This is a genomic window from Streptomyces sp. NPDC050732 (assembly GCF_040654255.1).
GTDB lineage: Bacteria > Actinomycetota > Actinomycetes > Streptomycetales > Streptomycetaceae > Streptomyces.
Genome location: NZ_JBFAHP010000032.1, coordinates 54,404 through 66,862, shown reverse-complemented (window position 1 = coordinate 66,862; position 12,459 = coordinate 54,404). Strand labels below are relative to the sequence as shown.

General features: G+C 72.9%; 15 protein-coding genes. 6 read left to right on the top strand and 9 right to left on the bottom strand.

Annotated features, from left to right (window positions below):
- Window positions 1–73 precede the first annotated feature (73 nt).
- The 4 genes from AB0H82_RS26875 (at window position 74) to AB0H82_RS26860 (ending at window position 3,796) form a co-directional block, all read left to right on the top strand.
- The gene (locus tag AB0H82_RS26875) at window positions 74–307 is read left to right on the top strand and encodes a hypothetical protein (protein ID WP_079043687.1); all 234 of its coding nucleotides are present in this window, start codon (window positions 74–76) and stop codon (window positions 305–307) included.
- A 75-nt stretch (window positions 308–382) separates the two neighbouring features.
- Window positions 383–1,171: an SURF1 family protein gene (locus tag AB0H82_RS26870; protein ID WP_362997007.1), complete on the top strand. Its 789-nt coding sequence runs from the start codon at window positions 383–385 to the stop codon at window positions 1,169–1,171.
- Between the two features lie 70 nt (window positions 1,172–1,241).
- Window positions 1,242–3,035, top strand: coding sequence for a glycoside hydrolase family 15 protein (locus AB0H82_RS26865; RefSeq protein ID WP_362997005.1), 1,794 nt, complete (start codon window positions 1,242–1,244; stop codon window positions 3,033–3,035).
- A gap of 5 nt (window positions 3,036–3,040) precedes the next feature.
- Window positions 3,041–3,796 carry an SDR family oxidoreductase gene (locus tag AB0H82_RS26860; protein ID WP_362997003.1) on the top strand — a complete coding sequence of 252 codons (756 nt, stop codon included), beginning with the start codon at window positions 3,041–3,043 and terminating at the stop codon, window positions 3,794–3,796.
- Window positions 3,797–3,807: 11 nt separating this feature from the next.
- Here the strand turns inward: AB0H82_RS26860 and amaP are convergent, their stop codons facing one another.
- The 5 genes from amaP to AB0H82_RS26835 are packed head-to-tail and all read right to left on the bottom strand — an operon-like array spanning window position 3,808 to window position 6,121.
- On the bottom strand, window positions 3,808–4,395 hold the full coding sequence (gene amaP / locus AB0H82_RS26855) for an alkaline shock response membrane anchor protein AmaP (RefSeq protein ID WP_362997001.1): 588 nt from the start codon (window positions 4,393–4,395) through the stop codon (window positions 3,808–3,810).
- Entirely contained in the window at window positions 4,392–5,057 is a 666-nt protein-coding gene (locus AB0H82_RS26850; protein WP_362996997.1) for a DUF6286 domain-containing protein, read from the bottom strand. The genes amaP and AB0H82_RS26850 overlap by 4 nt, the downstream gene beginning before the upstream one ends.
- The gene (locus AB0H82_RS26845) at window positions 5,054–5,398 is read right to left on the bottom strand and encodes a hypothetical protein (protein WP_362996995.1); all 345 of its coding nucleotides are present in this window, start codon (window positions 5,396–5,398) and stop codon (window positions 5,054–5,056) included. Before AB0H82_RS26845 ends, AB0H82_RS26850 begins: the two co-directional genes overlap by 4 nt.
- A gap of 3 nt (window positions 5,399–5,401) precedes the next feature.
- A complete protein-coding gene (locus AB0H82_RS26840) occupies window positions 5,402–5,587 on the bottom strand; it encodes a hypothetical protein (RefSeq protein ID WP_362996993.1) in 186 nt (61 codons plus the stop codon).
- Between the two features lie 48 nt (window positions 5,588–5,635).
- Entirely contained in the window at window positions 5,636–6,121 is a 486-nt protein-coding gene (locus AB0H82_RS26835) for an Asp23/Gls24 family envelope stress response protein (protein WP_362996991.1), read from the bottom strand.
- Window positions 6,122–6,230: 109 nt separating this feature from the next.
- On the opposite strand from AB0H82_RS26835, the gene AB0H82_RS26830 reads away from it, so the two are divergent.
- Window positions 6,231–6,980 (top strand): nucleopolyhedrovirus P10 family protein, encoded by a 750-nt coding sequence (locus AB0H82_RS26830; RefSeq protein ID WP_362996989.1) that lies wholly within the window; start codon window positions 6,231–6,233, stop codon window positions 6,978–6,980.
- Window positions 6,981–7,208: 228 nt separating this feature from the next.
- On the opposite strand, the gene AB0H82_RS26825 is transcribed toward AB0H82_RS26830, so the two are convergent.
- The 4 genes from AB0H82_RS26825 to AB0H82_RS26810 form a co-directional block, all read right to left on the bottom strand.
- On the bottom strand, window positions 7,209–8,012 hold the full coding sequence (locus tag AB0H82_RS26825; RefSeq protein ID WP_362996987.1) for an enoyl-CoA hydratase/isomerase family protein: 804 nt from the start codon (window positions 8,010–8,012) through the stop codon (window positions 7,209–7,211).
- A gap of 134 nt (window positions 8,013–8,146) precedes the next feature.
- Window positions 8,147–8,368, bottom strand: coding sequence for a helix-turn-helix domain-containing protein (locus AB0H82_RS26820; protein WP_055550175.1), 222 nt, complete (start codon window positions 8,366–8,368; stop codon window positions 8,147–8,149).
- 335 nt (window positions 8,369–8,703) lie between these two features.
- On the bottom strand, window positions 8,704–10,302 hold the full coding sequence (locus AB0H82_RS26815; protein WP_362996984.1) for an ABC-F family ATP-binding cassette domain-containing protein: 1,599 nt from the start codon (window positions 10,300–10,302) through the stop codon (window positions 8,704–8,706).
- Window positions 10,303–10,423: 121 nt separating this feature from the next.
- A complete protein-coding gene (locus tag AB0H82_RS26810) occupies window positions 10,424–11,323 on the bottom strand; it encodes a hypothetical protein (RefSeq protein ID WP_362996982.1) in 900 nt (299 codons plus the stop codon).
- A gap of 229 nt (window positions 11,324–11,552) precedes the next feature.
- On the opposite strand from AB0H82_RS26810, the gene AB0H82_RS26805 reads away from it, so the two are divergent.
- Complete coding sequence (locus tag AB0H82_RS26805) at window positions 11,553–12,443, top strand: neutral zinc metallopeptidase (protein WP_362996980.1); 891 nt, start codon at window positions 11,553–11,555, stop codon at window positions 12,441–12,443.
- Window positions 12,444–12,459: the final 16 nt, after the last annotated feature.

Sequence of the window (12,459 nt, the reverse complement as noted above, 5' to 3'; positions counted from 1 at the left end):
AGACGGGTGATTGCGGGCGACTCGCCCGCCGACCGCTCGCCCCGCACCGCCGCGGCGACCCACCCTGTGGCGCATGGCACGTTGCGAGGTCTGCGGAAACGACTACGGCATGTCCTTCGAAGTGCACGCGCAGGGCGCGGTGCACGTCTTCGACTGCTTCTCCTGCGCCATCCACCGCATGGCGCCCATCTGCGAGCACTGCCGGTGCCGCATCATCGGCCAGGGCGTCGAGGTGGAGGGGCACTGGTACTGCGGCGCCCACTGCTCGCGCGCGGAGGGGCGGGTGGGCATCATCGACAAGGTCTGACCGGCCCCGCCGCCGGGCGGGCACCGACCCCACCCCCGGGCAGGCACCCCACGGGCCTAGAGGTACGGTCGTGGGGTGTACCGCTTCCTCCTGACCCGGCAGTGGGTGATCCTCACCCTCATCGCCCTCGTCCTCATCCCCGTGATGGTCGAGCTGGGTTTCTGGCAGCTGCACCGTCACCAGAACCGTGTCGCGCAGAACCAGCGGGTCGCCGACGCGCTGGCCGCCCCCCCGGTCCCGGCGGAGAAGATCACCTCTCCCGGCCACGAGGTGCCCAGGAAGGACCTGTACCGCCGGGTGAGCGCCAAGGGGACGTACGACACGGAGCACGAGGTCGTCGTGCGGCGCCGCACCAACTCCGACGACGAGGTCGGCTTCCACGTCCTGACGCCCTTCGTCCTCGCGGACGGCAAGGTCCTGCTCGTCAACCGCGGCTGGATCCCGGCCGACGGCCCGCAGACCGCCTTCCCCAAGATCCCCGCCCCGCCGAAGGGCGAGCTCACCATCACCGGCCGCCTGAAGGCCGACGAGACGTCCGCGGCCAGCGGCATCAAGAACGTCCGCGGCCTGCCGGACCGTCAGATCATGCTGATCAGCAGCGGGCAGCAGGCCGACAGCCTCGGCAAGCAGGTCCTCGGCGGCTACGTCGAGCAGACCTCGCCCGAGCCGGCCAACGGCTCCCCCGAACTGATCGGCGAGCCCGACCACAGCAGCATCGGCGCGCACATGGCGTACGCGGTCCAGTGGTGGCTGTTCGCCTCGGGCGTCCCCGTCGGCTGGGTGGTGCTGGTCCGCAGGGAGCGGCGCGACCGCGCGGCCGCCGCGGCGGCCCCCGCACCCGAGGCGACACCGGCGAACGCCTGAGCCGGACTCCCGCGCATCCCCGCGGCACGCGGTCAGATTGACGGGGCCTCATCCCGGGAAGCCGTTCTGCGTGCATCACCCCATCGAGGACTACGCGCTCATCGGCGACCTCCAGACCGCTGCCCTGGTCGGCAGGGACGGCTCTCTGGACTGGCTCTGCCTGCCCCGATTCGACTCGGCCGCCTGCTTCGCCGCGCTGCTCGGCGACGAGGAGAACGGCCACTGGCGCATCGCGCCGGAAGACGCGGGCCCCTGCACCCGGCGCGCGTACCGGCCGGGAACCCTCGTGCTCGACTCGGAGTGGGAGACGCCGGACGGCACCGTCCGCGTCACCGACTTCATGCCGCAGCGCGACCGCGCCCCCGATGTCGTACGCATCGTCGAGGGGCTGACGGGCCGGGTGACGGTCCGCAGTACGATCCGCCTCCGTTTCGACTACGGCTCGGTCGTGCCGTGGATGCGCAGGATCGACGGGCTCCGCGTGGCCGTCGCGGGCCCCGACGCGGTGTGGCTGCGCAGCGAGCCCGAGGTGCGCACCTGGGGCGAGGGGTTCAGCACGCACTCCGAGTTCACGGTGGAGGCGGGCGAAAAGGTGGCATTCGTCCTCACCTGGCATCCTTCGCACGAGCCGCGCCCCACCCTCGTCGAGCCCTATGAGGCGCTGCGCGACAGCCTCGCCGACTGGGAGGAGTGGACCGCGCGCTGCCGCTACGACGGGCCGCACCGCGACGCGGTCGTACGCTCCCTGATCACCCTCAAGGCCCTCACCTACGCCCCGACCGGCGGCATCGTGGCCGCCCCCACCACCTCCCTGCCCGAGGAGATCGGCGGCGTGCGCAACTGGGACTACCGCTACTCCTGGCTGCGCGACTCCACCCTCACCCTGGGCGCCCTGGTCGCCGCCGGCTATCTGGAGGAGGCCGAGGCGTGGCGCGACTGGCTGCTGCGCGCGGTCGCGGGCAACACCGCCGACCTCCAGATCATGTACGGGATATGCGGTGAGCGGCGGCTTCCGGAGTACGAGGTGCCGTGGCTGCCCGGGTACGAGGACTCGACCCCGGTGCGCATCGGCAACGACGCCGTGAACCAGCTGCAGCTCGACGTGTACGGCGAGGTCATCGACTCCCTCACGATGGCCCGCGCGAAGGGCCTGGCCCCGCGTCCGCACGCCTGGAATCTCCAGCGGTGCATGCTGGAGTTCCTGGAGGAGAAGTGGCGCGAACCGGACGAGGGCCTGTGGGAGGTCCGCGGTCCGCGCCGGCACTTCGTGCACTCGAAGGTGATGGCGTGGGTCGCCGCCGACCGGACCGTGCAGGCGCTGGAGGAGGATCCCGGTCTGGCCGACAACCTCGGGGACGTCGAGCGCTGGCGCAAGATGCGCGACGAGGTGCACCGGGAGGTGTGCGAGCGCGGGTACGACGCCGAGCGGAACACGTTCACGCAGTTCTACGGCTCCGCCGAGCTCGACGCGTCCCTGCTGCTCATCCCGCGCGTGGGGTTCCTGCCGCCGGACGATCCGCGCGTCGTCGGCACGGTGGACGCGATCCATCAGGAGCTGGGCCGCGACGGGTTCGTACGGCGTTACAGCGCGGACGAGCGGCGCATCGACGGGCTGCCGGGCGGCGAGGCCACCTTCCTCGCCTGCTCGTTCTGGCTCGCCGACGCGCTGCACATGACGGGCCGCACCGAGGAGGCCCGCGATCTGTTCGACCGCCTGCTCGCGCTCCGCAACGACGTGGGGCTGCTCGCGGAGGAGTACGATCCCGCGTCCGGCCGGCAGCTGGGCAACTTCCCGCAGGCATTCAGCCATATCGGCCTGGTCAATACAGCCCTCGCGCTCCATGGGGCGGACGCGGGAGGATAGGGGCCATGGATCTTGGACTGAAGGACCGTGTCTACGTAGTCACCGGCGCCACCCGTGGCCTCGGCAACGCCACCGCGCGCGAGCTGGTCGCGGACGGCGCGAAGGTCGTCGTCACCGGCCGCGACGAGAAGACGGTCGCCGAGGCGGCCGCCGAGCTCGGCCCGAACGCGGTGGGCGTCGCCGCCGACAACGCCGACCCCGCCGCCGCGGACACCCTGATCGCCGCGGCCCGCGAGCACTTCGGCGGTTTCGACGGTGTGCTGATCAGCGTCGGCGGGCCCGCGCCCGGCTTTGTCGCGGACAACACCGACGAGCAGTGGCAGGCGGCGTTCGAGTCGGTCTTCCTGGGCGCCGTGCGGCTCGCCCGCTCGGCGGCCGCACAGCTCGGCGAGGACGGCGTCATCGGCTTCGTGCTCTCCGGGTCGGTGTACGAGCCGATCGCGGGCCTGACGATCTCGAACGGCCTGCGCCCCGGGCTCGCCGGCTTCGCCAAGTCCCTCGCGGACGAGCTGGGTCCGCGGGGCATCCGCGTCGTCGGCGTGCTCCCCGGCCGCATCGGCACCGACCGCATGCGCCAGCTCGACGGCCTCTCCCCCGACCCTGAGGCCACCCGCGCCGCGAACGAGTCGACCATCCCCCTGCGCCGCTACGGCACCCCTCAGGAGTTCGGCCGCACGGCCGCCTTCCTGCTCTCCCCCGCCGCGTCCTACCTGACGGGAATCATGGTGCCGGTGGACGGCGGTTCCCGGGCGGGCTTCTGACCGGGCGCCGGTCAGTTCACGCGTTCCGCGTGGTGTTTGCGGGCTCGTAGGCGCACCGTCGTCGGCAGGCTCGCCAGGCCCGCCGCATCGCGGGCGTGGGTCACGGGCTGGGTGGAGAGGTCGTGGAGGACGTCGGCCGGGGCGGCGTGGGGGGCGAGGACCGCGTCCACGCGGGCCTGGGGCCTGCTGCGCCGGCCGGTCAGGACGGCGTGGGCGCGCTCGACGCCGTCCAGCGTCTCCGCCTCGGCGGCCAGCACGTTCTCCATGGCCACGCCGCGCAGCTGCGCGCCCTCGCCGTCCCCTGTCTCCACCAGGACCTCCGCGAGACGGCGCCTGCGCAACTGCGCGGAGAGCCACCACAGGGAGAGCAGGAGCAGGACGGCGAGGACGGCGATGACCACGGGCCAGAACCAACCTTCGTCGCGCCACTGCACCCGGTCGGCGGCGCTGAGCAGCACGTCGTGCCGGCCGTCGTGGATCCACCACGACGGCGGCGACGCGCCGAGCCCGACGGCGAGGACGGAGCCGCCGAGGACGAGCAGCACGAACCCGGCGAGGGCGAGGAGTACGCGGTTGACCGTGCGCAGCATCGCGCTCACGCCTTTCTGCCGGGCCGGGCCACACGGACGGAGAGGCCGGGGGCGCGCGCGAGGCCCAGCTCACGGATGCCGTCGGCCATCGCGGTGTCCAGGTCGCCGCGTACGTCGTCGAGTTCGCGGAAGTGCGAGACCGCGCGCACGTCCACCTTGGAGCGCTTCATGCAGACCCGCACGGACTGCACGCCGGGTACGTCCATGGCGCGGTCGCGCAGCACGGTGGCGGCGGCGCCGCGGTACAGGCCCGCGCGCACGTCCGCGTGCGTGCGCCGCATCGGCAGGAGGCCGCGCTGCCCGGGGGTCGCGGCGAGCACGAGGAGCCAGATCCCGACGAGGGCGGCCAGGGCGGCCCCGGCGAGCACGGCGGTGTCGTCGAGGGGGCGCTGACCGAGCTGGTGGGCCAGTTCGCGGCGCCAGCGCATCGCGGGGTGGTCGGCCCTGACGGCGACGACGTCGTAGAGGAGCAGTCCGGTGGCGCCGAGGACCAGCAGGGCGAGCAGGGCCGCGGGCACCCGTCGGCGCGACCAGAACCGGGAGGCCTTCTCGTCGCCGGAGAGCGTGGGCGGCGGCCGGTAGGCGGTCGCGGAGGCCGTCTCGTCAGGCTCGCCCTCCGACTGTTCGAGGACCGGCACCGGTCGGGTGCCGCCCCCTTCGGGTTCGCTCATCGTGTCCTCCCCTGTGCCGCCGCGCGGACCTGCGCCGAGTGCAGCCGCTCCACCTGGACGGCCACCTCGGGCACCTCCATTCCCGCCAACTCCCTCACCCGCTCGGCGACTTGGCGACGCACGGCGCCGCACTGACCGCCGATGTCGCAGGGGTAGTCCAGTTCGACGCTGACGCGGACACGGGCGGACTCATGGCGGACGGAGACCGTGGCGCGCGGCGGCGAACCGTCGGGCGGGACCGCGTCCACCGCCTCGCGTGCCGCCCTCGCGGCGATCTTCGCGACGACGCGGTCGGCGATCCGGGTCGCGCCGCGCTCTCCGGGTGCGACCTGTGCCGCCACCGCTCACCGCCCCCGGTCGCCGCGGCCGCGGAAGAGGTCGCCGGGCTCCAGGTCCCCTTCCAGGAACCGCCCGGCCACGAAGCCGATGGCGCCCAGGGCGGCCACCAGAAGGAACGCCCCGAATCCGCCGAAGTATCCGGCGAAGCCAAGAGCCATTCCGGCCACCATGCCGATCACGGCCATGCTCATCGTGCGCTCCTTTGGATCGCTTGCCTGTGGACCGCTTGGCGGGACGTCCTACTGAAGGCGTCCCTGCGGCTCGTCGTCTTCCTCGTCCGGCAGCTTCACATCGCTCACCGCGATGTTGACCTCGACGACCTCAAGCCCGGTCATGCGCTCGACCGCCGCGATCACGTTCTCCCGCACGTCCTGCGCGACGTCCGCGATCGATACGCCGTACTCGACGACGATCTCCAGGTCGAGCGCGGTCTGCACCTCGCCGACCTCGGCCTTCACGCCGCGCGACACGGACTTCGAGCCGCCGGGGACCCGGTCGCGCACGGCACCGAAGGTCCGCGCGAGGCCGCCGCCCATCGCGTGCACGCCCTCCACGTCGCGCGCGGCGAGCCCGGCGATCTTCTCGACGACGCCGTCCGCGATGGTGGTGCGGCCCCGGCCGCCGGGGTCACCGCCGCCCCGTCCTGTCGCGGACTTCGCCGCGCTCTCCTTCGGGGAGTCCTTCTGCAGCGTCTGAGACGCGTTCCGCTGTCCGGTGTCGCTCATCGTCGTCCCGTTCCTTTCGAAAGGGGATCTGCTCCGTGGAGTGCTGCTTCTCCGCTCACATTAAGCGCGGCCCCGCGCCCGCGCGCCCGGGATGCGGCAGGGTGGAGCCATGACGGGTGAAGGTTGGACCCAGGCGGTACGCCGGCAGCTGCGGCTCGGCCGGGTACTGCCGCTGGGCGGTGCGGCGGACGGCGCGTGGGTGACGGAATCCGCGGCGCGGGACGCGTTGCGCCAGATGGCTGACCGGGTCGCCGGTGTGCGTCTCGGCACGGTCCGCGTCGCGTCGGCCGATCCGGACAGGGCGTACGTCGCGGCCGTGCCCGCGCCGCCGAGCGCGCTGCCGCCCGGGCCGCTGCGGATCACCGGCGAGTTCGCGGCCGTCGCGGGCGAGCCCCTGCCCGCCGCGGCGGACCGGCTGCGCGCCGCGCTGTCGGAGGCGGCGGCGGACCGGCTCGGCCTCCTTGTCGAGGAGGTGGACCTGAAGGTGGTGGCCCTGCTCGACGAGGGCACGGAGCTCGTGGACGAGGGCAGGAACCCCGAAGACGTACGCCCAGAAAAGGATCCGCAGCCGCGAGCCGACGACGACCGCGACGGCGACGAGGCGCGCGCCGGGCGGGCCGCCCTCGCGGTGCCCGGGGTGGCCCGGCTGACCGGCGTGCTCGGCGGGGCCGTGCACATCGAGCAGCGCCCGGCGACGGACACGCTGCCGCGCCGCCACGTGCGCGTGGAACTCGCGGTGGAGCTCGCCACGGACCGCGATCACCGTGCTCTGGACGTGGCGCTCGCGGTCCGCGCGGCGGTCGGCACCGCCCTGCCGGACCACCCTTCGGTGGCGGTGCTCGTCACCGAGGTGGAGTGAGGGGCCTGGGGGGGCGAGGGAGCAGCGCCGTGCGCATCAAGCGGCGTCCGTCGACCGGCCCTGCCCGACCATCCTCGGTGGTCGTGCTCGTCACGAGGTGGGGTGAGGGGCCTGGGGGGGCGAGGGAGCAGCGCCGTGCGCATCGAGCGGCGTCCGGCGACCGGCCCTGCCCGACCGCCCTTCGGTGGCCGTGCTCGTCACCGAGGTGGGGTAAGGCGTGCGGGTGCGTCAGTCGCCGAGGCCCGCGAGGTCGCGCAGTCGGCGGCCCTGCGCGGCGCGCTCGGCGACGCGCTGCTCTTCGTAGGAGCGGCCCGTCGCGCCCTGCAGCAGCGCCTTGGTCTCGATGACGGCGTCGCGCGGCGCGGCGACGAGCGCGGCGGCCAGGTCCTTGGCGGCGGCGTCGAGCTGGTCGGCGGGCACGACGAGGTTGGCGAGGCCCACCCGCTCGGCCTCGTCCGCGTGCACGAAGCGGCCGGTGGCGCAGATCTCCAGAGCGCGGGCATAGCCGACGAGCCCCACCAACGGGTGGGTGCCGGTGAGGTCGGGGACGAGGCCCAGGCTGGTCTCGCGCATGGCGAACTGCACGTCGTCCGCCGCGATCCGCAGGTCGCAGGCGAGCGCGAGCTGGAAGCCGGCGCCGATGGCGTGGCCCTGGACGGCGGCGATGGACACGATGTCGCTCCGCCGCCACCAGGTGAAGGCCTCTTGGTACTCACTGATCGTGGCGTCGAGGACGCCGTCCTCACCGCGTGCGAGATCGATGAAGGACGGCTCGCCGTCGAAGCCCTCGGGCGTGAACGCCTGCCGGTCGAGGCCCGCGGAGAAGGACTTGCCCTCACCGCGCAGCACCACGACGCGGACACTGCCGGGGAGCAGCTGACCTGCCTCCGTCAACGCCCTCCACAGCGCGGGAGATTGGGCGTTGCGCTTGGCCGGATTGGTCAGCATCACCGTGGCGACGGCCTCGTCGATGGTGAGGCGTACGCCGTCCTTGTCGAGAACCGGTGCGAGCTCGCTGTCGGACGAAGCCATGGGTGCCTCCGAGTGTGTGCGGTCGGGCCGGACGCACTGGAGCGCCCGTAAGTGACTGCACAGTAACCACCCGGTCGATCAGCCGACCGACCGGGTGGCCACCATCGGACCACCGGTACCGCGTGCCGTCGCCGTCAGCCGGCGGCGGCCTTCTTGCCTCGCGTCGCCCCGCCGCGTCCCCGCAGCGTGACGCCCGATTCGCTGAGCATGCGGTGCACGAACCCGTACGAGCGGCCGGTCTCTTCGGCCAACGCCCGGATGCTCGCACCGCCGTCGTACTTCTTCTTCAGGTCTGCCGCGAGCTTGTCGCGCGCGGCGCCGGTTACCCGGCTGCCCTTCTTCAGAGTCTCGGCCACCCGTGCCTCCTCATGGGAAGTGCGCTCTGGACTTCTCATGATCACCCCTTCCGGGCTTCCTGGCCACCCATTCGACAAGGTCCGTACGTCGAGGTTTGCCGCTCAGGCGGCGCCCATCACGAGCGGAGTCGAAGATTCCGTACACCGGGTTCCGCGCGATCGAACGGCGAACGCGGCGAACCGCCAGGTCAGCGCCGTGCCGGGCGACGAGGCGAGCCTCATCGCAGATCGGCGCGAAAATCCGTGTATGCCACACCTCGGTACGAGGACAGCTCACACAGATGAGGGATCACGGATCGGCCGAATGATCCATACGCTGTGGATCATTGGTTCGATCAAGCGAGGGCGACGAGGTCCGCGTAGTCCTGGCCCCACAGGTCCTCGACGCCGTCCGGCAGCAGGATGATCCGCTCCGGCTGCAGCGCCTCGACGGCGCCCTCGTCGTGCGTGACGAGGACGACCGCGCCCTTGTAGGTGCGCAGCGCGCCGAGGATCTCCGCGCGGCTCGCCGGGTCGAGGTTGTTGGTGGGCTCGTCCAGGAGGAGGACGTTGGCCGAGGAGACGACCAGGGTCGCGAGGGCGAGCCGGGTCTTCTCACCGCCGGAGAGCACACCGGCGGGCTTGTCGACGTCGTCTCCGGAGAAGAGGAACGAGCCGAGCGTCTTGCGGACCTCGACCAGGTCGAGATCGGGGGCGGCCGAGCGCATGTTCTCCAGGACCGTGCGCTCCGGGTCGAGGGTCTCGTGCTCCTGGGCGTAGTACCCGAGCTTGAGGCCGTGGCCCTCGATGACCTGCCCGGTGTCGGGCTTCTCGGCGCCGCCGAGGAGCCGCAGCAGGGTGGTCTTGCCCGCGCCGTTGAGGCCGAGGATGACGACGCGCGAGCCCTTGTCGATGGCGAGGTCGACGTCGGTGAAGATCTCCAGCGAGCCGTACGACTTCGACAGGCCCTCCGCCATGAGCGGCGTCTTGCCGCACGGCGCGGGCTCGGGGAAGCGGAGCTTGGCGACCTTGTCGCTCTGGCGCACCTCGTCGAGGCCGGCGAGGAGCTTGTCGGCGCGGCGCGCCATGTTCTGCGCGGCGACGGTCTTGGTGGCCTTGGCGCGCATCTTGTCGGCCTGCGAGTGCAGGGCGGCGGCCTTCTTCTCGGCGTTCTGCCGCTCGCGCTTGCGGCGCTTCTCGTCGGACTCGCGCTGCTGCTGGTAGAGCTTCCAGCCCATGTTGTAGACGTCGATCGCAGAGCGGTTGGCGTCCAGGTAGAAGACCTTGTTGACGACCGTCTCGACGAGGTCGACGTCGTGGGAGATCACGATGAAGCCGCCGCGGTACGTCTTCAGGTAGTCGCGCAGCCAGACGATCGAGTCGGCGTCGAGATGGTTGGTCGGCTCGTCGAGGAGGAGCGTGTCGGCGTCCGAGAAGAGGATGCGGGCCAGCTCGATGCGGCGGCGCTGACCGCCGGAGAGCGTGTGCAGGGGCTGGCCGAGCACGCGGTCAGGGAGGTTGAGCGCGGCGGCGATGGTGGCGGCCTCGGCCTCGGCGGCGTACCCGCCCTTGGTGAGGAACTCCGTCTCCTGGCGCTCGTACTGCTTCATGGCCTTGTCGCGCGTGGAGCCCTGGCCGCTCGCGATGCGCTGTTCGTTCTCGCGCATCTTGCGGATCAGTACGTCGAGTCCGCGGGCAGAGAGGATCCGGTCGCGGGCCAGCACGTCGAGGTCGCCGGTGCGGGGGTCCTGCGGGAGATAGCCGACCTCTCCGGAGCGGGAGATCGTGCCGCCCGCGGGGACGCCCTCGCCCGCCAGGCACTTGGTGAGGGTGGTCTTGCCCGCGCCGTTGCGGCCGACGAGGCCGATGCGGTCGCCCTTCGCGATACGGAAGGAGGCGTTCTCGATGAGGATGCGGGCGCCGGCGCGCAGCTCGATGCCGGAAGCGGTGATCACGGGGGTACTCCTGAACAGAGTGGACGGCGAGTGGGACGACTGAGGTGCTCGGGACCGGTGGCTATGCCGTCCAACTGAGGAGAGGAGCTGCCATGGCAGCCAGTCTAACGGGCCGTCGCAACTAGTTTTCCGGGCCGCCGACGCCGCCGGGGCCCCGCTCAAGATCCCCGTTGCCCAGCGGGGTGCGGCCGGGAACGATCCTTCCGTAGTCGTCCACCGCCACCACCTGGGCGGTCCACGGGACGGCCGGGCCCGCGCAGGGCTGGGCGATCAGGAGGGCCTCGCCGCGGCGCACGGAGCGCGCAGGTTCGAAGGCGCAGCCGGGGCGGGCGGGCAGCACCCAGCGCAGGTCGCCGTCCGCGGTGCGGTAGGCGGCGATGCGGTGCGGAGTGACGACGGCCAGCATGCGGGCGCCCGGGGTGAGCGGCTGCAGGACGCCGGCGCCGCCGCGGGCGCCCGGGGTGCGCAGCCAGCCGCCCGCGCCGGGGATGGCGCGGTGCCAGCGCACGGAGCCGCCGTCGGCGCGTGCGGTGTCGGTGACGAACCCGTCGTTCCAGAGCGTGAAGGCGTGCCCCGGCGCGGGCAGGAGGGTGACGGGCCGGCGTCCCGCGCGCGTGTACGTCCAGCGGAGGCCGCCGCTCTCCGTGTCGTACGCCTCGACGGCCGGGCCCCTCGTGCGCAGTCCGGGTTCGTCGGCGGACCCGGGTGCGGTGTCCCCCACGCGCGCGTGGACGGTGAGGTGGTCTCCGTAGGGGACGGGCCGCGAGTGGTGGGCGGCGGTGATGAGCGGCAGGGCGAGCAGGGCGAGGGCCACGGGCAGGGCGATGCGGGTGCCGCGGCGGGCCGGGGCGGGCGGCGCGGGAGGTGGCTCGGAGCGGGCGGCGCGCGGGCCGGGCGGCTCGTGCGACTCGGTGGCGGCGGCGCGCGGGCCGGAGGCGGCGGCACGCTGGCCGGGCGGCTCGTGCGGGGGCTCGGAGGTCCCGGTGCGCGGGTCGGGCGGGTCGTGCGGTGGAGCGGACATGTCGCCCCCCTTCGGTACCACTGCCCATGGATCAGGCGCAGAGCGTAGCCGTGAGGGGGCGGGGACGGCCTCGTGCGGCGGGGCGACACGGCGCGGGGAGCGGTCCGTGTCCCCCGTTCGGACCTCCGTCCGGCGCCGGGTGGGGGTGGGCGTATCAGGATGAAGTGGCCGGTGGTCCGGCACGGGGCGGCGTATGTCGTTCCGGGATGCGCGGCAGAGGGGTGCGCCCATGCAGTTCGACGACGACGCCGACCTGGACACCTCGGAGGTGCGGGATGTGCGCGGCAGTCGGATCCCCGGCGGCCGGGCGACGGTGGGCGGCGGCGTCGCCGGGCTCATCGCCCTGCTCCTGGGGCTCTTCTTCGGAGTGGGCCCCGACCAGCTGGGGCTCTCCTCGGGCGACGAGGAGCCTGAGGCCTCGTCGTCGTCCCTCGCGCAGGTGCAGCAGAGCTGCCGCACGGGGCGGGACGCGAACAGCAAGGAGGACTGCCGCATCGTGGCGGTGGTCAACAGCCTCCAGGACTACTGGCGCCCCGAGTTCCAGCGCCGGCGGGCCTCCTACTCCCCCGCGCAGACCGTGCTGTTCACCAGCCGCGTGGGCACCGCCTGCGGCACCGCGTCGTCCGCGGTCGGCCCGTTCTACTGCCCCGGCGACCGGAAGGTCTATCTGGACCTGGGCTTCTTCGACGAACTGCGCACCAAGTTCGGCTCCAGCGGAGGGCCCTTCGCGCAGGCGTACGTCGTGGCCCACGAGTACGGGCACCACGTGCAGAACCTGACGGGGATCCTGCAACGCTCCCAGGACGGGCGCACGGGCCGCGACAGCAACGCCGTGAAGGTCGAGCTGCAGGCCGACTGCTACGCCGGGGTCTGGGCGCGGCACGCGACGCGCAGCCCCGACGACCGCACGGGCAGGCCGCTGATCAGCAGCCTCGACGACAACGACATCCGCGACGGCCTGGACGCGGCGGCCGCGGTGGGCGACGACCGGATCCAGGAGAAGTTCCAGGGCCGGGTCACCCCCGAGTCCTGGACGCATGGCTCGGCCGAGCAGCGCCAGCAGTGGTTCTACCAGGGCTACCGCACCGGCGACATGGCCCAGTGCGACACCTTCCGCTGACGCGTCCGTCCGTCGG

Bases quoted from the DNA above. Each gene is read 5' to 3' on its own strand.
- AB0H82_RS26860 (WP_362997003.1), top strand. From the start codon at position 3,041: ATGGATCTTGGACTGAAGGACCGTGTCTACGTAGTCACCGGCGCCACC.
- AB0H82_RS26805 (WP_362996980.1), top strand. From the start codon at position 11,553: ATGCAGTTCGACGACGACGCCGACCTGGACACCTCGGAGGTGCGGGAT.
- AB0H82_RS26850 (WP_362996997.1), bottom strand. From the start codon at position 5,057: ATGAGCGAACCCGAAGGGGGCGGCACCCGACCGGTGCCGGTCCTCGAA.
- AB0H82_RS26840 (WP_362996993.1), bottom strand. From the start codon at position 5,587: ATGAGCATGGCCGTGATCGGCATGGTGGCCGGAATGGCTCTTGGCTTC.
- AB0H82_RS26875 (WP_079043687.1), top strand. From the start codon at position 74: ATGGCACGTTGCGAGGTCTGCGGAAACGACTACGGCATGTCCTTCGAA.
- AB0H82_RS26825 (WP_362996987.1), bottom strand. From the start codon at position 8,012: ATGGCTTCGTCCGACAGCGAGCTCGCACCGGTTCTCGACAAGGACGGC.
- AB0H82_RS26810 (WP_362996982.1), bottom strand. From the start codon at position 11,323: ATGTCCGCTCCACCGCACGACCCGCCCGACCCGCGCACCGGGACCTCC.
- AB0H82_RS26830 (WP_362996989.1), top strand. From the start codon at position 6,231: ATGACGGGTGAAGGTTGGACCCAGGCGGTACGCCGGCAGCTGCGGCTC.
- AB0H82_RS26835 (WP_362996991.1), bottom strand. From the start codon at position 6,121: ATGAGCGACACCGGACAGCGGAACGCGTCTCAGACGCTGCAGAAGGAC.